Annotated in this window: 11 protein-coding genes; 3 read left to right on the top strand and 8 right to left on the bottom strand. The window is 39.1% G+C overall.

What is annotated here, in order from left to right; genetic code table 11:
* Positions 1–21: 21 nt before the first annotated feature.
* Both LUA91_RS00865 and LUA91_RS00870 read left to right on the top strand, forming a co-directional pair.
* On the top strand, positions 22–3,192 hold the full coding sequence (locus LUA91_RS00865) for an efflux RND transporter permease subunit (RefSeq protein WP_231424062.1): 3,171 nt from the start codon (positions 22–24) through the stop codon (positions 3,190–3,192).
* Positions 3,185–4,618, top strand: a complete 1,434-nt coding sequence (locus LUA91_RS00870) for a TolC family protein (RefSeq protein WP_231424063.1) — start codon at positions 3,185–3,187, stop codon at positions 4,616–4,618. Before LUA91_RS00865 ends, LUA91_RS00870 begins: the two co-directional genes overlap by 8 nt.
* 292 nt (positions 4,619–4,910) lie before the next feature.
* Here LUA91_RS00870 and nhaA read toward each other — a convergent pair whose 3' ends face one another.
* The 4 genes from nhaA to LUA91_RS00890 all read right to left on the bottom strand — a co-directional run bounded on the left by nhaA (position 4,911) and on the right by LUA91_RS00890 (position 14,157).
* Positions 4,911–6,065 carry a Na+/H+ antiporter NhaA gene (gene nhaA / locus LUA91_RS00875; protein WP_231424064.1) on the bottom strand — a complete coding sequence of 385 codons (1,155 nt, stop codon included), beginning with the start codon at positions 6,063–6,065 and terminating at the stop codon, positions 4,911–4,913.
* A gap of 660 nt (positions 6,066–6,725) precedes the next feature.
* A complete protein-coding gene (locus tag LUA91_RS00880; RefSeq protein ID WP_231424065.1) occupies positions 6,726–7,616 on the bottom strand; it encodes a PorP/SprF family type IX secretion system membrane protein in 891 nt (296 codons plus the stop codon).
* Between the two features lie 38 nt (positions 7,617–7,654).
* On the bottom strand, positions 7,655–13,399 hold the full coding sequence (locus tag LUA91_RS00885; protein WP_231424066.1) for a lamin tail domain-containing protein: 5,745 nt from the start codon (positions 13,397–13,399) through the stop codon (positions 7,655–7,657).
* A 137-nt stretch (positions 13,400–13,536) separates the two neighbouring features.
* Positions 13,537–14,157, bottom strand: a complete 621-nt coding sequence (locus tag LUA91_RS00890; protein ID WP_231424067.1) for an L-threonylcarbamoyladenylate synthase — start codon at positions 14,155–14,157, stop codon at positions 13,537–13,539.
* Positions 14,158–14,241: 84 nt separating this feature from the next.
* Between LUA91_RS00890 and LUA91_RS00895 the strand changes: the two genes are divergently transcribed.
* Entirely contained in the window at positions 14,242–15,903 is a 1,662-nt protein-coding gene (locus LUA91_RS00895) for an FMN-binding glutamate synthase family protein (protein ID WP_231424068.1), read from the top strand.
* A gap of 184 nt (positions 15,904–16,087) precedes the next feature.
* Here the strand turns inward: LUA91_RS00895 and asnS are convergent, their stop codons facing one another.
* The 4 genes from asnS to LUA91_RS00915 all read right to left on the bottom strand — a co-directional run bounded on the left by asnS (position 16,088) and on the right by LUA91_RS00915 (position 21,463).
* On the bottom strand, positions 16,088–17,536 hold the full coding sequence (gene asnS / locus LUA91_RS00900; protein WP_231424069.1) for an asparagine--tRNA ligase: 1,449 nt from the start codon (positions 17,534–17,536) through the stop codon (positions 16,088–16,090).
* A 117-nt stretch (positions 17,537–17,653) separates the two neighbouring features.
* Entirely contained in the window at positions 17,654–19,297 is a 1,644-nt protein-coding gene (locus LUA91_RS00905; RefSeq protein ID WP_231424070.1) for a M28 family metallopeptidase, read from the bottom strand.
* Between the two features lie 195 nt (positions 19,298–19,492).
* Positions 19,493–20,482 (bottom strand): transglutaminase family protein, encoded by a 990-nt coding sequence (locus LUA91_RS00910; protein WP_231424071.1) that lies wholly within the window; start codon positions 20,480–20,482, stop codon positions 19,493–19,495.
* A gap of 45 nt (positions 20,483–20,527) precedes the next feature.
* Complete coding sequence (locus LUA91_RS00915; RefSeq protein WP_231424072.1) at positions 20,528–21,463, bottom strand: alpha-E domain-containing protein; 936 nt, start codon at positions 21,461–21,463, stop codon at positions 20,528–20,530.
* Between the last annotated feature and the right edge of the window lie 5 nt (positions 21,464–21,468).

Here is a 21,468-nt window from a genome sequence, read left to right on the forward strand (position 1 = left end):
CAGCACCTTCATATTTATATTATGTTTAGCAAGTTTATACAAAGGCCGGTCCTTTCTATAGTGATATCGCTTATTATTGTGTTTCTTGGGGTGTTGGCAATCAACTTCCTTCCTGTAACACAATTCCCATCCATTTCGCCACCAAAGGTTAATATTACAGCAGAATATCCGGGTGCAAATAATGAATTATTAATTAAATCGGTCGTTATTCCTTTGGAGCGAGCCTTAAATGGTGTGCCCGGGATGAAATACATTGCTTCTGATGCCGGTAATGATGGTGAAGCTTCCATTCAGGTGGTATTTAATTTGGGTACCGATCCCAATCAGGCTTCTTTAAATGTTCAAAACCGTGTGGCGGCTGTCACCAATAAACTTCCGCCACTTGTGGTTCGGGAGGGTGTTAAAATTACCCGTGAAGAATCGAGCATGTTGATGTATATCAACTTATATAGTAAAGATCCAAAAATGAACCAAAACTTCCTTTACAATTATGCCGATATCAATTTGCTATCGGAATTGAAAAGGGTAGATGGAGTTGGTTTTGCCGATATTTTAGGCGATCGGGATTATGCAATGCGTATTTGGCTAAAACCCGATCGTATGCAGGCTTATAAAATTTCGGTTGATGAGGTAATGAAAGCATTGGATGAGCAAAGTTTGGAAGCCTCTCCTGGTAAAACAGGTGAGAGTTCGGGACAAAGATCGCAAGCTTTTGAATATATATTGAAATATTCTGGCCGCTACAATACAAAGGAGCAGTATGGCAATATCGTGCTTCGTGCGAATTCTGCGGGCGAGTTACTTCGCTTAAAAGATGTGGCCGATGTAGATTTTAGTGCGGCAGCTTATAATTTATATTCTACCTTAAACGGAAAAGCTTCGGCAGCGATAGTATTGAAGCAATCTTACGGAAGTAATGCCAGTCAGGTAATTAAAGATGTAAAAGCTAAAATGGCTGAAATCAAATCTACTTCTTTCCCTAAAGGATTGGATTATGAAATCAGTTACGACGTTTCTAAATTTTTAGATGCATCCATTGAAAAAGTAATTCATACGCTGGTTGAAGCTTTTATATTAGTGGGATTAGTGGTGTTCCTATTTCTGGGCGACTGGCGTTCGACGCTTATTCCGGCCATTGCGGTTCCGGTTTCGCTGATTGGTACATTCGTTTTTATGCAATTCTTTGGGATCACGCTCAACCTAATCACACTATTTGCACTCGTATTGGCTATTGGTGTAGTGGTGGATGATGCGATCGTAGTAATTGAAGCCGTGCATGCAAAGATGGAACTCGACAGGCATTTATCGGTATTGAAGGCAACACAACAGGCCATGAAAGAAATTGGCGGAGCCATCATTGCCATAACTTTTTTAATGGCTTCGGTATTTATTCCGGTGGCTTTTATGTCTGGTCCGGTAGGGATTTTTTACAGACAGTTTTCCATCACCATGGCCACGGCAATTATACTTTCGGGTATTGTAGCTTTAACACTAACGCCTGCCTTGTGTGCCATCATGCTTAAAAATCATCATGGATCAACCAAAAAGAAATCTTTTGTTGATAAATTTCTGGATAGCTTTAATAATGGTTTTGCGAAGCTTTCTGGAAAGTATGAGTGGGTTCTAACTCGTGTGGTTACCAGAAGACTGTTAACATTCGGTGTTCTAATTGCGTTCTGTTTAGGTATTTGGGGGTTAAGCAGTGTTGTTCCGTCGGGTTTTATTCCTAACGAAGATCAAGGAATGGTGTATGCCATTATTCAAACTCCGCCAGGATCAACTTTAGAGCGTACCGATCAAATTGCAGAGAAACTGCAAAAAATGTGTGAAGATATTGATGGCGTAAAATCAGTTTCCTCACTGGCAGGTTATGAGATTTTAACTGAAGGTACGGGTTCAAACTCAGGTACCTGTTTAATTAATTTGAAAGACTGGAGCGAGCGTAAACACTCTGCTGCCGAGATAATTGAAGAACTTGAACAAAAATCGAAGAATATTCCTGGTGCAACCATCGAATTTTTTCAACCACCGGCAGTTCCTGGCTACGGTGCAGCAGGTGGATTTGAATTGCGCTTGTTGGATAAAGCGGGGAGTGGCGATTACAAGAAAATGGAAACCGTTGGTAACGATTTTGTAAAAGAGCTTAATAAACGTAAAGAGTTATCATCAGTTTTTACCTTTTACAGCGCGAGTTTTCCGCAATACATGCTTAATGTGGATAATGATATTGCCCAGCAAAAAGGCGTGAGCATTGATAATGCAATGAATACTTTATCCACCTTTGTGGGAAGTAATTACGAAACCAGTTTTATCAAATATGATCGACAGTACAAGGTTATTGTTCAGGCATTGCCGCAATACAGGGCATTGCCAGAAGATATTTTAAAGCTTTCTGTTAAAAATGATCGTGATGAAATGGTGCCTTTTTCGGCCTTTATAAAAATGCAAAGGGTTTATGGGCTATCAGAAATTACCCGTCATAATATGTATAATGCTTCTGAAATCAGCGGACAAAGTGCGCCAGGTTACAGTTCTGGCGAAGCCATAAATGCCATTACCGAAGTTGCAGCCAAAACTTTGCCGAGAGGTTTCGGAATAGATTGGGCAGGTATTTCCAAAGATCAGGTTTCGAGAGGAAATGGTGCCATTTACATCTTTTTAATCTGTTTGGGTTTCGTTTATCTGGTATTGGCGGCACAATATGAGAGTTTCATTTTACCACTTTCGGTAATCCTTTCATTGCCTGCTGGTATTTTTGGTGCATTTCTTTTCTTAAAAATTTTAGGTTTAGAAAACAATATTTATGCACAAGTAGCCATGGTAATGCTAATTGGTTTGCTGGGTAAAAACGCCGTGTTGATTGTAGAATTTGCAGCGCAACGCCATAGTCAAGGCTTAACCATATTTAAAGCGGCAATGGAAGGCGCCATGGTGCGCTTCCGTCCAATCCTAATGACCTCGTTTGCATTCATTGCCGGATTAATTCCTTTAATGATTGCTTCAGGCCCTGGTAAAATCGGAAACCGGACCATTGGTTCGGCGGCAGCGGGCGGTATGCTTTTTGGAACCATATTCGGCGTAATCATTATTCCAGGATTGTATTTCATTTTTGGAACTATCGCTGCTAAGCACAAACTAATCAAAATAGAAGAAGAACATCCATTAACTGAAGAAGTAGAAGACAATGTTTAAGCATCATCATTATAAAATTGTTGGTTTAGCTATTCTGTGCGCTTTATATAGTGCCTGTAAAGTGCCAGAATTTGCTCAACGAAATGAAAATAAAAATGTTCCATCACGTTTTAATAACGCAGTGGACACAACGAGTACTGGTGCCATACAGTGGCGTAATTTTTTTACTGATCCGAATTTGATTAGCCTGATTGATACTGCCTTGAAAAATAATCAGGAGTTGAATATTACCTTACAGGAAATTGAATTGGCTAAAAATGAAATTAAGGCCAAAAAGGGAGAACTTTTACCAACAGTAGGTTACCGGATTGGAGCAGGTTTAGATAAAGTTGGCAGATATACCAGCTCAGGTGCCGGCGATGCATCTACCGAAATAACGCCTGGAAAAGGTGTGCCTGAAGTGTTGCCTGATTATGCTTTTGGCTTACAGGCCAATTGGGAGGCTGATATCTGGCACAAACTTCGCAATTCCAAACAAGCGGCTGTAACCCGTTATTTGTCGACGGTTGAAGGTAAAAATTTCCTAGTTACAAACCTCATCGCCGAAGTTGCCAATACTTATTACGAGCTGCTGGCGCAGGATAATCAATTGGAGATTGTGAAACAGAATATTGCGCTTCAAAGCAATGCACTGGAACTGATGAAGATTCAAAAACAGGCTACCAGAGTTACGGAATTGGCAGTTCGTAAATTTGAAGCGGAGGTTTTGAGCTCTAAAAGTTTGGAGTTTGATATTCAGCAAAACATTACGGAAAGCGAAAACAAAATCAATTTTTTATTGGGTCGTTTTCCTCAACCAATAGTAAGAGATCGCAATGCTTTTACCAATCTGGTTCCACCTACGGTCCAAGCCGGTCTTCCATCACAGTTGCTGGCCAATCGTCCGGATATTAAGCAGGCTGAGTTAGATTTGGCGGCTTCCAAACTGGATGTTAAAGTGGCGAAAGCTCAATTCTATCCATCTTTAGGAATTTCTGCTAACATAGGTTATCAGGCATTTAATCCTTCCTATTTATTAAGGACACCAGAATCTTTGGTTTATTCTTTAGCTGCAGATTTAGCTGGTCCGCTGATTAACCGGAATGCCATAAAAGCAGAATATGCAGCCGCTAATGCCAAACAATTACAAGCCGTTTATAATTATGAACGCAGCATTTTAAATGGTTACATCGATGTGGCGAATCAGTTATCAAATATCAATAACCTGCAAAAAAGCTACGATCTGAAATCAAAACAAGTTGCAGCACTTACCCAATCTATCGATATCTCTAATGATTTATTTAAGGCAGCAAGAGCAGATTATTTTGAAGTATTAATGACACAGCGTGATGCTTTGCAATCCAAACTGGAGCTTATTGATACTAAAAAACAACAACTAAATGCAGTGGTTAATATTTATCATGCATTGGGTGGGGGCTGGAATTAAGACCCCATCCGCCCGTTGGGCACCTTTCTCCAACATGGTGAGTGTTGTGCAGGTTGCCGACAGCAATATTTAACGTCGGCGGCAACATCATAATTTAAATCATGCCTTAAAATGCAATCATTATGCCTTAGGTATGCAATGGAACTGGGATAGGCTACCAATAAATAAATGATCTTGATGAATTGATGATATTTCAAATGTAAAATTGAATTTGAAGTAAATATCCTGAGACGTTACAGGATACATTCTTTATTAAAGGCTTCTTCTGGGATAATTTAGAGAGCTGACTAACTTAAACTTTCTTCACCGATTTCAGAAATACAAAACCAAAAGCACCCGATAAAACTGATGCGGTTAATATTGCGAACTTCGCTTCAGAAACATGTAATACATCGCTAAAAGATAGCAAGGCAATAAATATCGACATCGTAAAGCCGATGCCCGCCAACATACCTAAACCTAAAACATGTTTCCAGCCAGCTCCTGTTGGTAAATCGGCCCATTTAAGTTTCACGGCTAACCAACTAAAAAATGTTACGCCGATTGTTTTGCCAGCAAATAAACCCACAATAATTCCTAAACCTAAAGGAGAAACCAGACCTGAAATCATTTCTTTTTGGAAGGTGATGTTTGTGTTTGCCAATGCGAAAATTGGCATAATGAGGTAATTTACTGGAACGGTTAAAGCGTGTTCGAGTTTCTCTAAGGGAGATAAAATATCAGTTTCGTTTGTAGGGATAGTGAATGCCAGGAGTACACCAGCAATAGTAGCGTGAATGCCTGAATGATGAATGAAATACCAAAGGAAGATGCCGGGAATAAGATAGAAAATCAGGTTTTTCATACCAAAATAATTCATCAAGCTTAATAAAACCAAGACCCCGCCAGCCATGGCCAAGTATTCAAAATGGATTTTATTGGTGTAGAATATAGCGATAACCAGAATAGCGCCTAAATCATCAACAATTGCTAAAGCCGCTAAAAAAATCTTTAAGCTGGTAGGAACGCTTTTACCGAGCATCGCAATAATGGCTAACGCAAAAGCAATATCTGTAGCCATTGGGATGCCCCAACCGCCAGCAGTTTCAGTGCCTTTGTTAAAAATTGTATAAATTAATGCTGGAACCAACATTCCGCCCAAAGCAGCGATTACAGGTAAGGATGCACTTTTAATCGAAGATAATTCACCTTCTACCAATTCGCGTTTTATTTCTAATCCAACCAATAAAAAGAATATGGCCATTAGGGCATCATTTATCCATTCTAAAATGCTATAGTTGATAGGACTAAAACCCAATCTGGTTTCTAAAAATACTTCAAAACCTTCTTTCGCTGAAGTATTGGCGATGATTAGGGAAAGGCCAACGCAAATCAAAAGAAGGAAACCGCCAATCTGACCCGATTTAAAAAATTGTTTAAAGATTGTGAGGTTGATGAGTTTTGGCATGGGGTAAAAATAAGGAAAAAGGGTGGTGGGGTTGAAGATTCATGGATTATTTTTTAGGTATGAAGATGCCTGTATTTCAAGGTATGATTTGCTCCTATGCTTTTCCTTGCCTCGGCTGGCCGCCGAATGGCTTTTTCTTTTCTCTTGGTAGAAAAGAAACAAAAGATCAAGGCTTGGACCTGATGTCGGATAAGCTATTCGAAACTTTATTTGCAACAGCGGTCTAGGTCCGATGAAGAATCGAACTTGCCGCTGTTTTGGCTATTCGGATCATGAAAGAATCTACAGAAGTTTCAACTGCTTCTCCTTCCATCATCTCCTAGGCCGGAGAGCATTGTGGCATAGCAAAATAATAAGGCAATCGTCATTCTCGCATATGCGGGAATCTTAATGCCATGGTTTTTTACTACTTTTTGCGAGGGTATTAAATGTTTGTTACAAGCCCTTTCTCTTAAAGGAGAAAGGTGCCGATAGGCGGATAGAGGCTTAATGCTATAGCTAAATGTTACTTTTTGTGTATGCTAAGCTCCTTCTCTTTCAGGAGAGGGTGGGGTGAGGTTCTTAATCAAAAAAGCCACAAATTCATAGATATAAAATCCGCGAATCTGTGGCTAAACTCTTATATTTTAGATTCTGAAACAAGTTCAGAATTATAGCATTTTAGGGTTTCTTTCCAATATTTACCCGAATGTTTACTTCAAAATCGCCATCGGTATATCCGCTGATGGCAGATGTTGCCGTGTTATAATAGGCCATAAAATAAAAAGTAGATTTATAATTCATGCCGAAACCAAATGTTGCATTTTCAGTATTGTGGTACATTGCCATAACATATAGTCTATCATTGGCAAAATTGGCGTTTACACCGGCATCCCATAGGTTTTTATAATTTTTAATCCCTCTAAAAACCCCTTTTGGTTCCAAGCTTACACCATTAATTCCTTCGCCAAGATTAAATTTATAACCTAGTGCAGAGTAAAAAGTGGGTTTGTTGGCATAGTTTAAATCATCATTTCTAAACACGGAACGCATATTTGGAATTGCGCCCTCTATACTTAAACCTTTTGAAGTATAAGAAACGCCGAAGTCGCCATCTAAGTAAGAACCTCTATCGTTAAAACGGGCGATAGATGGATCATTAAGATCGCTATTCCTAATACTGCTCAAATCCAAGCGATCTCTGCTTACACCAAAGGAAACACCAAAATTTAACTGCTGCTCATTATCGCTCAAGGGTAAATGATAGGCAAAAGTTCCCACTGCTTTAGTGCGTTGTAAACCACCAGATTTTTCATTGTACACATTCACGCCCCAACCCACTTTATTCAATTGCTGATCTAAGGTAACACTTTGGGTAATTGGTGCGCCGGGAATGTTCGACCATTGCTTACGGAAACTCCCATTGATATTAAAACCCTCATTTATACCAGCCATTGATGGATTTACCAGGTATCGGTTTTGGAAATATTGTGCATTTAAAGGCAATATTTGTGCTTCTACTGAATTGAAAATAAATAGGCTTGCTGCAAATAGAAACGTTACTAGACGCATTTGCTTTATGTTTTTTGTAATTGCTTTCATGTCTGTAATTAGTCTCTAATGATATTAATGTAACCTTTAAAAGTTCCTACACCACTACCCAAATCAATAATGTAGTAGTAAGTTCCTTCTTCAAGCGGCGAACCGTTTACCGTACCGTCCCAATCATTGGCATAAGCTTGTTTGGTGTATAAAATACGACCTGCCTTATCAAAAATTTTGATGGTGTTGTTTGGATAATAGTCGATGTTTTTTACGATAAACTTATCGTTGTATCCATCATTATTTGGCGTAACCACTGTGCTGGCTTCCAATTTATAATCCTCAACCACCGTTATTAAAATACTTTGATCACTCACACAACCACTTGCGTTGGTAACAGTTACTTTGTAAGTTCCTGTTTGCCGTGGCCTTATTGTAGCCGACGCTGTTGTTTGCCCACTGATGATATCAGTGCCTGTCCAGCTGTATTGATTACCACCTGATGCGGTTAACACTAATGCATCGCCCTTCGATATGCTTAAATCCTTATTTGCCGTGATGGAAACGATTGGCAACGGATTAACAGTAACCGTAGCTGTTCCGGTTTGGGTTTGTCCACAGTTTACATCAGTTACGCTCACTAGGTTGTAAATAAAAGCTCCAGCATTATTTGTTGCTGCACTTACAGTAACGGAAGTGTTTGCTCCTGTGGTACTTATGGTTCTTGTTGATCCGCCATTTACATTGTAGGTAAAAGTGTAAGGCGCAGTTCCATTGGCGCCTGAAAAGGTTATGGTTGGCGATAATGCATTGTAACATACCGCCGTCGTACCTGATATTGTCGCCGTTGCTGCAGGAAGTTCTGTTAATTTAAACGTTTTGGTTACCACGTTTACGCCACCGAAATCAGTTCCACCATTATCGGTAACGGTTACGGTAACATTTGCAGATCCACTTATGTTATTTTTGAATCGATAAGTAATGGTTCCTTTATCTGTTCCATTTGCGGCAACTGTTAGCACCTCAAATAAATTTACATTATCTGATGCGATGGTTAAAGTTGTGGTTTGCGTGGTTTCCGGACCAGCGGAAATGCCAGTTAAGGCAATGGTTTTATTGGTCGTGGTAAAGCAAGACGATTGATCAGCAACGGCTGCCAAAGTTGGAGCACCGTTTCCAAACAAATATCTTGTTTTAATTGGGTAGTGATCTGTAGTTGTGGAACTGTAATTTGTAACCAGATTTTTCACCGCATCTAAAACTTCTGCTGTGCCTTGGATGTAGTTCGAATTTAAGCTTTTTGTAATGATCACATTATCGATCACGGTATTAAATCCCGCTGTTGATTGTTTGCCTGCTAAACTTAAAGGGAGAGTGATCGGAAAGTAGTTGGCCGCATCCAAAGTAAAATCAGAGTAGGATGTTCCTGTTCCGGCTGGCATAGGGGCAATGGTTTTATCTGGATTTAAGACATCATTGAAATCGCCCAGAATCAGCACTTTTTTGCCTGCTAGATTGGCATCAATCCATGTTTTAAGTTGTAGATTTCCGCCTTTTCTTCTGTTATAAGAATCAATTTGGTCGGCCGTGGTTCCTGTATTTGCTTTCGCATGAATCTCTATAAAAGTTATCGTTTCTTTTTTACCGTTGATGGTGACTTCTGCTTCCATCGCGAATGGAAAACGACCCGATGACCAGTTTTTATAAGGCGTTCCATCTACACTTGTTGAAGGAACTGCCGGATTGTAGGTATCTTCCAGAACACCAAAAGTTCTGATTGGTTTAACCATGTCTGTGCGGTACATGAAAGCCAGTTTCTGCGCTAAGGGATAGTCAATATCCTGTTTATTATCAGCATACGAACCGAAAGAACTGAATATTACATTATATCCTGCAGGTAATACTGTATTTCTGAATAAGGTTGTATCTACCACTTCTGCAAAGCCATATACATCAGCATTGATGTTATTCACAATGGTTTTTACATTGGCTGCCTGCAATACATCATTTGATGGATCTTGAGCAGGACTTCCAAACCATTCGATGTTCCAGTTTACAACTTCCAAAGTATTGGCCACATCAAAAGTATTTCCCGAAAGGGTAACGCTTTTATTGGTTGAACCTGCCGTAGCAATGCTTACATTGGCCGAATAGGTAGTGTTAACCGCAGTAGGCGAAAATTTTGCATATATGGTAGGCGACGTATTGTTAATCGCTGCTTTCGTATAGTTTAAAGTGTTGCCGAAAGTGCCGTTGCTGCTGTTCGAAATACTGAAATTAGCCGGAGCGGTAACGGTTACATCACCAGTTAAATTTCCTGCAGAAAAAGTGAATGATTTTTCTGTTGAGGTTGTCCCAGCTGCCTGAAAACCAAAATTTACGCTTGATGTTGATGTAGTGATATCAACAGGCGGCGGTGTATTGGAATTGATCACAGCAAAATCATCAACTGTCCAGCGGCTGGCCGATGTAGTGGTGGAGTTATAAATGAAAGCAACATAAACCGGGCTGACTTTATAAGCCGATAAATCGATGTTGCCAGATTTTGTCCAGATATCTGAGCCTGGTTCAGGGAATTTGCCATCCAAATTAATCCAGGTGGCCAATGCCGGATCGCCGCTTCCTGTGTAGTTTGTAGAAACCTTTAACTGCAATTTATCTCCTGCGAAAGCAGATCTTGTCCAGAAAGATAAAACGGCATAATTCATCGCAGATAAATTGAGTGCCGGAGAAATTAACCAATCTTCATTTAAAATATTTCCGCTTGAAAATCCGTTGATTTGAAGTGCATTTCCAGTACTCGCCGTTCCTGTTGCATCTGCGGCATCATGGCCGAAAGTAGTGGTGCATCCCCAGGTTTGAGGACCAGTTACGCTATATTGATAAAATCCGTCAGATAATGCGGCACTTCCAACGGTGCTACAGTTTTCAAAATTAAAAACAGTTTGGTTAGGATCAATCGATGGTCCTGATAAAGCTAGCGTTACCGTAGTTGCACCAGCACTTACATGTGTAATGGCACCAGTGGAGTTGCCCACCACTGTTGGATTAAACTTAACATACACCGTTTGATTGGTAGTTAATTCTGCAGCAGTATAAGTTAAGGTAGTTGAAAAGGCAGTGTTATTTTTGGAGATGCTATACGGTGCAGTTGTTGTTAATGTAGTAGTACCCATTAAATTGCCTGCAGATAATACATAACTTCTTGCTGCCGATGATGTATTAATGGCTTGGTTGCTGAACGCCAATGTTTTAGGTGTAACAATTAAATATGGACCCGATGTTGATGCTGGTTCTGTTACTGAAGAATTTTGAGGATTTGCAGCCTTCGCGACAAAATCAAAAACATTATCATCGCTATCGTATCCATTTCCAGCAAATTCTTCTGTACCACCAATACCTAAAGTAGTAGCATCTGAAGTTGCAGTTGCTTTGCGTTCTATGGATAAAGAATTTGATGGGGCAGAGGAAGGCCCTGAACCTTCAAAACCATTAGCTGTCCCAAAGCCAACAAAATCAACAATTTGTGTGCCTGTTGGTGTAGCGCCCGTTTGTGCGGTAGCTACATTGCTCAATAATACTTTACCTGCTGCTCCAGACATGTTAATGGTACCTATTCGGTCTGGTGTGGGCAAATTTGTTGTTCCACCGGCGCCTGCGGCTTGCTGAATTAAGTAAAAGCTTTTTGGAGCAATACTGCCTGAAAGCGTAGTCACTTGCCAACTTGTACCGGTAGCACTTGCGTATTGTACCGACCAGCCATTTACATTTACTGCCGATAATGTTGGATTATAAAGTTCTATAAAATCGTTCTTGTAAACAGCGCCAGAATTTCCGCCACCGCCATATACCTCAGAAATCACAATGTGGTTGGCACCAACCGGTTCTTTTACACTGGTATTTTGAGGATTAGGAATTGTAATTACGAAATCAGCACTATTGTTATCAGAATCGTAACCGTTTCCTTCAAATTCTTCCGGGCCACCAATGGCTAAAGTGGATGCGGTAGAGGTTGCGGTTGCTTTTCTTTCGGCAGATGTGGTGTTCGTTAAAACAGCTGTAGGTGTAGATTCGAATCCAGTTGCAGTTGGGCCAACGCCAATTTTATCGATTACCGCTGCGCCTGATGGATTTGCACCAGTTAATGCCGTAGTTGAATTGCTTAATATTACTTTGAAAGCAGCACCCGCCATATTAATGGTTCCAACCACATCCGGAGTAGGTAAATTTGTTGTTCCACCGGCACCAGCTGCTTGCTGAATCAAGAAAAATCCTTTCGCCGGAATACTTCCTGTTAGCGGTGTAACCTGCCATGATGTACCCGTTGCAGCACCATACTGAACACTCCATCCTGTTAAATTAACAGCGGTATTGCCTGGATTATATAATTCAATAAAATCATTTTTAAATGTTGCTCCGGCATTTCCACCACCGCCATAAACTTCAGAAATAACAACATGTACCGGGGCGGCTGGAGGTGTTGTGCCTGTTCCGGTAACTGCTATATTTTGTGTTACTGCCCCAGTGCTGGAGATCGAAATGTTTTCATTAGCTGCGCTAGCTGCAGTTGGGCTAAAACGGGCATAAACTATTTTGCTTGTAGAAAGTTCTGCAACAGTGTAAGTTAAAGTTGTACTGTAAGTTACATTATCTTTCGATAGAAAGAAAGGGGCAACTGAGGTCAGGTTAACTACGTCGGTTAAGCCAGTTGCGCTTAAGGTAAAAGTTTGTAGTGTAGCGTTGCTTCCTGTGTTTTGATTACCAAAATCCAAAGCAGTTTTATCGACTGTTAAAATCGATGACGATCCTGTTCCAGAAACCGTAACACTAGCAGATGTTGCTCCAGAACTGGTATTAAGGACATTACCTGAAGCACTACCACCCGCGGTAGGACTGAATCTTGCGTACACCAATGGTGATGCAGTAACTTCGGAAGTGGTAAAAGTTAAGGCATTAGAAAATGTAGTATTATCTTTCGAAATTGAAAAGGGTGCTGTAGCACTTACATTTACAGGGCCAGTTAAGTTTGCACCGCTTAGGGTGTAAGATTGTGAGGTTGAATTTGAACCTACATTTTGATTTCCAAAAACTAAGTTTGTTGGATTTGTAGCAATTGTTGGAACAACCGCTGCACCGGATGTAAAGCTTAAACTGAAATTGTCAATCGCTGATGATGGTCTGTTACCAGATCCTGAAGTTGCCGAAAGTGTGATAATTCTGATCCAAATCGGACCGGCATTATTATCTAGAGCGGCTCCGAAATCAACCGAAATGGCATTGCTGGAAAAGGAACTTCCTCCAGTGGTTAAAGTTCCTGAAGCGGTTGCAGGTGTAAAAGCAGTTGGTGTTGCACCAAAGCCATAGTCGATAATCCAGGTAGCTGTTCGTGGTGAAGAATTATCTAATGATTGTAGATCGAAATTCAACTTTAGTGCTGATTTTCCCGTGGTATTTGCAATTTGAAATACGAAAGCTGCGCTTGGATCACCTATGGCGCCAGTTTGCCTCACACCCAAGCTGCGATTACTTGCTGCATTTTGATCTGCAGTTGTGCTTGCAGCCGATAATCCCGTTGCGGATGCGAAATTTTTAAATGCACCTGTAGCATTATTCCAAACCGTTGGAGCAGTTGTTAGTGTGGCAGCTGTGCCTAAATTTGTAGCATTAGCACTCAATCTGATGCTAAAACCATTAGGTAATCCAGTTCCAATTCCATTAAAACTTTCCAAATATGGGGAAGTTGTAAGTGTTACCTGAGCGAAAAGTGAAATGGAAGAAAGGAAAAATAAAATGAGAAGTAAAGCTCTTTTCATATAGTTTGTTTTGTTTACAACAAATGTATATGCAAAAGCCTTATGATGAGATTAATTTAATGTTAATTCGGTTGATTGTGGAAAAATAGATCTAATGTGGTATAATTTTTAAGCGGTTGTTTCGTTGGTAGATAATTTTAAAAAAAATCTTCAATATTTCCTTTGCCTTCGCGGATTACTTCAAACTCACCATTGGTGCAGTCGATTACTGTTGAAGCTTCATTATCACCAAATCCACCATCGATTACGATGTCGACTAAATTCTCATATTTTTCGTAAATCAATTCTGGGTCGGTTGAGTATTCCACCACGTCGTCATCATCTTTTATAGATGTAGATAGAATTGGATTTCCAAGTTCTTTCACAATACATCTGGCAATATTATTATCAGGTACACGAATACCCACTGTTTTCTTATTTGAGCTTAAAAGTCTGGGTACATTGTTGTTCGCATTAAAAATGAAAGTAAACGGTCCAGGAAGCGCCTTTTTTAATACCCTGAATGTTGTATTATCTATTGGTTTAATGTAATCGGATATATGTTTAAGATCATGGCAAATAAAAGAAAAATTAGCTTTTTCTGGTTTAATTCCGCGGATTCGGGCAATCTTTTCGATGGCTTTAGGATTGGTGATGTCGCAACCCAAGCCATAAATGGTATCTGTTGGATAAATGATTAAGCCCCCTTTTTTTAGAACTTCCACCACTTGTTCAATAGCCTTTTCGTTAGGGTTTTCTGGATAAATCTTAATTAACATAGCGTAAAAATAACAATTTAATGCTGTCAGTTGTTTAATATTCCTAATCTTTGTAATTAACAAAATATACGCTAATCTATTATTATGAGAAAAGCATTCGTCGCAATTGCCGCATTTTTAATTGCCCTTACCATTATGTTAGGGCTTTATCATCCTTTTTTATGGTGGACATTCCTTTTTACCGGTCCATTTGTCATTCTTGGGGTTTATGATTTATATCAACCTAAACATAGTATTGTAAGAAATTATCCCGTTTTTGGTCGATTACGGTATTTTATGGAAGAGTTAAGGCCAAAGGTTTATCAATATTTTGTAGAAAGTGATACCAACGGAACACCTTATAATAGATTAAACAGGTCGTTAATTTATCAGCGGGCAAAGAAGGATAATGATACCATTCCATTCGGTACGCAATTAAATGTTTATGATAACGGTTACGAATGGTTGAGCCATAGTATTGCTGCGATTTCGCATCATGAGTTAAATGCCGATCCACGAGTATTGGTTGGTGGTCCTGAATGTAAAAAACCTTATTCTGCCAGTATTTATAATATTTCGGCAATGAGTTTCGGATCGTTAAGTCAGAATGCAATTTTAGCCTTAAATGGCGGTGCTAAAATGGGCAATTTTGCTCATAACACCGGCGAAGGTGGAATTAGCGATTATCACCGTCAGCCAGGTGGCGATTTAATCTGGCAAATCGGTACTGGTTACTTTGGTTGCCGTAATGAGGATGGCACCTTTAATTATGATGCTTACGCCGAAAGGGCAGTAACCGATCAGGTAAAGATGATTGAGATTAAATTGTCTCAAGGTGCAAAACCAGGGCACGGTGGTATGTTGCCTGCAAAAAAGGTTACACCAGAAGTTGCCCGTATTCGTTTAGTGCCGCAAGGAAAAGATATTTTGTCGCCACCAGCGCATTCTGCATTTAATAGCCCGATTGGTTTGTTGGAGTTTGTAAAAAGTTTACGAGATCTTTCTGGCGGAAAACCTGTGGGCTTTAAATTGTGTATAGGGCGAAAAAGTGAATTTTATTCGATTTGTAAAGCCATGGTAGAAACAGGAATTTATCCTGATTTTATTACGGTTGATGGGGGTGAAGGTGGAACTGGTGCTGCACCACAAGAGTTTTCAAACTCTGTAGGTATGCCATTGAGAGAAGGTGTGGCTTTTGTTTACGATGTTTTAAATGGTTTCGATCTGAAAAAACACATCAAAATTATAGCTTCAGGCAAGGTTTCTTCTGGATTTGATTTAGTGAAAAACATTGCTCTAGGTGCTGATATGTGTAATGCTGCCCGCGGAATGATGTTTGCATTGGGTTGCATTCAGGCGTTGGAGTGTAATAGCAATACTTGTCCGACTGGTGTAGCCACTCAAGATCAAAGTTTGATGAAAGGTTTAGTAGTTGAGGATAAAACGGTAAGGGTGAAAAACTTTCATAATTTAACAGTAGCCAGTGCGGTAGAATTATTGGGAGCCGCCGGATTAAAAGAGCCGTCGCAATTGAGTCGTGCTTATATTAATAGAAGAGTGAGTCAGAATGTGATGCAATCTTATTTAGAAACCTTTCCGTACATTCCGGCTGGAAGTTTATTGCAAACGCCTTATCCTACCCGTTTTGAGCTGGGAATGGCATTAAGTACATCAAAAAGTTTTGCCCCTACGGATTATAAAGTTTCGGCGGTTGATTATTCACATGCAAATTCTTATAATGATACATTGAGTGAGGAAGGGATATAAGTTGTACTTATTTAAATAAATTAAAAGAGGTCGAGTTTCTTAAACTCGACCTCTTTTTTTAACTGAACAATGTTGTTTCGGTTGGTGATTACACCAACTGTAAGATAAAATCAAAGGGGTCAAGTTTTTAAAACTTGACCCCTTTGATTTAGGAAGTTGTTTGCCCTAAACCCTAAACCCTAAACTAAAACTCAGCGTTTTTAGGGAAACGAGGAAATGCAATCACGTCACGAATATTTGTCATGCCGGTAACAAAAAGCACTAAGCGTTCGAAGCCTAAACCAAAACCAGCATGTGGTGCTGAACCGAAACGACGAGTATCCAAATACCACCACAATTCATCTTGTGGAATATTCATATCTTCCATGCGCTTAGTCAAGCGGTCTAAACGTTCTTCACGTTGTGAACCGCCAATCATTTCGCCAATGCCTGGAAATAAAATATCCATTGCGGCTACAGTTTGTCTACCTTCTGCATCAGGTTCATTCTGGCGCATGTAGAAAGATTTAATATCAGCAGGATAATCTGTCAGGATCACCGGTTTTTTGAAATGTTTCTCTACCAAATATCTCTCGTGCTCACTTTGTAAATCAGCTCCCCACTCATTAATTAAATATTTAAATTGTTTCTTTTGGTTTGGTTTAGATGATTTTAAAATTCTAATTGCTTCTGTATAAGTTAAGCGTTCGAACTCGTTAGCCAAACAGAAATCCAGTTTCTCTAACAACCCAAATTCACTGCGTTCGTTTTGAGGTTTTTGTTTGTCTTCTTCAGCTAAACGTGTATTTAAAAATTCAAGTTCTTCTTTGCAGTTATCCAAAGCATATTTAATTACATACTTCATCATGTCTTCTGCAAGCTGCATGTTATCTTCCAAATCAGCAAAAGCAACTTCAGGCTCAATCATCCAGAACTCGGCTAGGTGACGGGTAGTGTTTGAGTTTTCAGCCCTGAAAGTTGGTCCGAAAGTATAAATTTGTCCAAAAGCCATCGCTGCCAATTCACCTTCCAGCTGACCAGAAACGGTTAAGTTTGTAGCACGGGCAAAGAAATCCTGAGAAAAATCTACTTTTCCATCATCAGTACGTGGGGTATTATCAAAATCTAAAGTGGTAACCTTAAACATTTCGCCTGCACCTTCAGCATCACTCGCAGTAATTACCGGAGTATGCATGTAAACAAAACCACGTTCATTGTAAAACTGATGGATGGCAAAAGCCAAAGCATGGCGAACTTTGAAAACCGCATTGAAGGTATTGGTGCGGAAACGCAAGTGCGCAATTTCACGCAAAAATTCTAAACTGTGTTTTTTAGGTTGTAACGGGAATTTTTCCGGATCGCTGTCACCTAAAATTTCTACACTTGTTGCTTTAATTTCTACATTTTGTCCTTTTCCTAAAGATTCAACCAATTTACCAGTAGCAGAAATCGCTGCACCTGTGGTTATTCTTTTTAACAGCTCCTCTGGTAAATTATTAAAATCAACTACAACCTGGATATTGCCCATGCAAGATCCGTCATTCAATGCGATAAACTGATTATTACGGAAAGTTCTAACCCATCCCATAACCGTTACTTCTGTGTCAAATGCTGTCGACTTTAATAATTCTTTAATTTGCTGTCTCTTAATCATATTGTTATTTGTAAAAGGCGCAAATTTAGGAAAAATTATTGTGGTTGAATTGTTGAAATTGCTTAATTGTTAAATTGTTGGTTTTCTGATTATACATCTAAAATTGGAATCTGCTATTTAGCGAACCGATTTATCTCTTGCGGCTTTAAATTCTGATCCTGCTTTCCATTGAGGAAAAGTAGTTTCATTGCTTAATTTATAACCCACGGTAAATAAAATGTTTGCGATCTGCGCAAAACCAGCAGTATTCATTTGAGGCGAGTATTCATCAGAAGGTTGGTGGTAATGTTTTTCATTATAGCCAAGTCGTTGTTCTTGTCCCCACTTTGCACCGTGTTCTTTGCTATCGAAACCATTCACAATATCAATTGCAGGAACACCCACTTTAGCAAAATTGAAATGATCTGAACGATAGTAACTTCCCGCACTCGGCCTTGTATCGCCAACAGCTTTTAAATTATTATCTTTAAGTACATTAACAATGTAGTCTTCCACTTCATTTTGACCTTTTCCCTTGATGGAAATGTCTTTCGTTTCGCCATAAAAGCCAAGCGCATCCATGTTTAAATTGGCTACTGTTTTATTTAATGGATAAACTGGATTTAAAGCATAATATTCCGAACCCAATAAACCCTGTTCTTCTCCGGTAACTGCTAAAAATACGATTGATCTTTCTGGTTTTTCTTTTGTTTGCTTAAAAACTTTAGCAATGGATAACATTGCTGCCACGCCACTTGCATTATCTACAGCTCCATTGTAAATGGAATCGCCATTAATTTTTGGGCCTATTCCAAAATGATCCCAATGTGCGGAATAAATAATGGTTTCATTCGGTCTCTTGCTTCCTTTAATGATTCCAATCACATTTTGCGAAGTGGAATATTTGTATTTATTGCTTAAACCAACCGTTACAGTCTGATTTAATGCTACTGCTTTGAAATCCTTTTTACGGGCATAGGCACGAATATCTCCAGTGATTCCGGCATTAGCCAATAATTTGGTAGCTGCCTGTTCGGTCATCCAACCTTCCAGTTTGCACCGCGACTTGTATTTATCTGCCGCCTGCAAATATAATCTGGCGCCTGTGTTACTATTGGTAATTACCGACCAGCCATAACTTGCAGCATCCGTTTGGTGCACAATTATGATTCCAGCAGCACCTTGTCTGGCTGCTTCTTCAAATTTGTAAGTCCAGCGGCCATAATAAGTCATGGTGTCGCCTCTGAAATATTTTTTATCATTGGCTTTAAAACCAGGATCACTAATTAATACAACTACCGTTTTTCCTTTTACATCTAAATCTTTATAGTCGTTCCAGTTAAATTCTGGCGCAACGATTCCAAAACCAGCAAAAACCAACGGCGAATTTTTTAATTGGATTGTATCTTGTTCTCTACGTGTAAATGCAACGAAATCGTCAACAGCTTTAAATTTGAGGTTTTCTTTTCCACCTGTAATTTCCATATTGGCCCATGGGGTTGAGGTAACTTCGACCATTGGCACTTTTTGAATGTAACTTCCATTGTTACCAGGTTCTACACCAGCTTTTTTGAGTTCGGAAGAAATGTAATTAACGGTTTTGGTTTCACCGACAGTAAACGGCCGCCTGCCTTGTAAAGAATCATCAGCTAATACGGAAATGTGTTGTTTAATTATATCAGGAGTAATTGGTCCTAAACTTGTAGATTTTTTATCTTCTTTACACCCATAAAGCAAAACAATGCTTAATGTAAGTAAACTTCCTATTTTTATTTTACTCATGTTATTGTTTGATTAATAAAAAAGTCATCGGATGAATATAAGCAAAAAGCAGATATTCATCCGATGACTAGATCATATAAATACTCATTGAATAAATAATAATAAAAAAAGTCATCCGATGAATCTCGGCAAAAAGCAAATATTCATCGGATGGCTAAATCCTACCTTATCCTTAAATCTTAAAAATCCTGATCGTTATTGTTGCTGCTGCTGCTGCTGCATCGCCTCCATATACTGCTGGTAGCTATTTTGTTTTCTAACAGAGGTAGCTAATCCCGACGGTTTTGTATAATTAACTTCTTTAGGTTGAAAATAATTTTCGTTATCAATAAAGTCTTCATCATTATAACCTACAGACACATTCACTTCCATAATGTGTTCGAAACCACCTTTATAAACACCTTTAACAGGGGAGCAATCGGCAAAATTTCTGCCAACAGCCAAACGAACATGTTTTTCGTTGGCAATGCAGTTATTGGTCGGGTCCAAACCCAGCCAGCCATATTCGGGTAAATATGCTTCTGCCCAGGCATGTGTAGCGCCCTCGCCACGCATACCATCTTTGTTTGGACAAATGTAGCCACTTACATAACGAGATGGAATACCTGTTAACCTCAACATAGCAGTAAGTACGTGTGCAAAATCCTGACAAACGCCTGCCTTAAGTTTCAGGATTTCTTCAATAGTAGTATCCACCGCAGTAATTCCTTTTATATACTCGAAATTACTGAAAACATGGGCGCAATATTTAATTGCGGTTTGGTATGGCGTGTCTTCATCGGTTTTGATCGCCAAAGCAGTTTCCTTAAGCAGATCGATTCCATTGAAAAATTCCTGTCGCAAATAGTCGATATAAGGAACTTCATATTTAATTGTATCTAAACTATACCACTGCTCGCTGCTAAACATATCATCTTGAGGTAGCGGCTTCGCAAAAGTTTCTACACTCACTTTCGAGAATATTTTTAACTGGGTATGCGGTTCGTTTTGGGTAAAAGTTCCAACTTCGTTTCCATAATAATCGATGAAAATTTCAATTTCAGGGCTTCCTGAAATATTAAGATCATGTTTAATTACTTTCTGAAAATCATCTTTTATCGGAAATAAAATAATCTGATTTGCGCTATCCCGAACTGGCGACTCATATTTATAGTTGGTGATGTGTTTGATTTTAAAAATTGGCATATTCTTGTTCTGTTATTATTATTAATCGGGATGATTATGTTAATGTTATGAATTTGCGAAATAATATTCGTTTAAAAGATTTCCGATGCCAAAAAGTTCGGCTCTTATCTCGGTTAAATAATCGTGGAGTTGCTCTTCTTGCATGGTGTTTACGGAGCTGTAGGTAATCATACTCTTTAATCTTCCAATTTTAAAAGACAAGTTATTGTAATGATCAATATTACTTTCGATTTTTAACCTGCCAAAATAACGTTCGATATTGTGCATGGAGTACAATGCAGACCTTGGAAAATCATTGTTCAGCATTACCAACTCAATAATGTTTTTAGCATCAAAGCCCTGGCGATAGGTTTTTAAATAAAGCTCGTAGCCACCTAATGATAATAGTAAATGTTTCCAATAAGCAATATCTGTCAATAAATCTGGATTGTCACTGATCGAACTGAATTTTATATCCAGAATATCAATAGATTGAATACTTCGTTCTAAATGTTTACCAATCTTCATGAAACTTCTGCTCTCACCACGTTCCATTGCGCTATCGGCAGTGCCATGATACAACATCACCTGTTTAATCAGGATGTCTAAAGCGGTAATGGGATCATCTTTCTGAACATACCAAAGCAGCTTTTCATCTTTTACCGTGTGGTAATATTCATTTAAGCATTGCCATAAATCTTTAGGAATGTGTTCCTGTACACTTCGGGCATTCTCCCTTGCAAGCGTTACAATATTTAAAATGGAATTTGGGTTTTCACGGTTTAATAATAAATATTCGATTACAGCCCTGCTATCGTGTTGAATGTCCAATAGTTCATTCTCATCATCAGCTGAAAAAATTCTGATTACTGGTTTCCAGGTAAATTCCTGAATGGTATCTTGCGATGAGGCATAATTTATTTTTAACATGCGAAGCATTCCATCGCTGCGCTCCACATATCTGCTTAACCAATATAAGCTCGATGCTACTCTACTTAACATATTTG

The organism is Pedobacter sp. Leaf250 (assembly GCF_920984735.1).
In the GTDB taxonomy this organism is placed as follows: Bacteria; Bacteroidota; Bacteroidia; order Sphingobacteriales; family Sphingobacteriaceae; genus Pedobacter.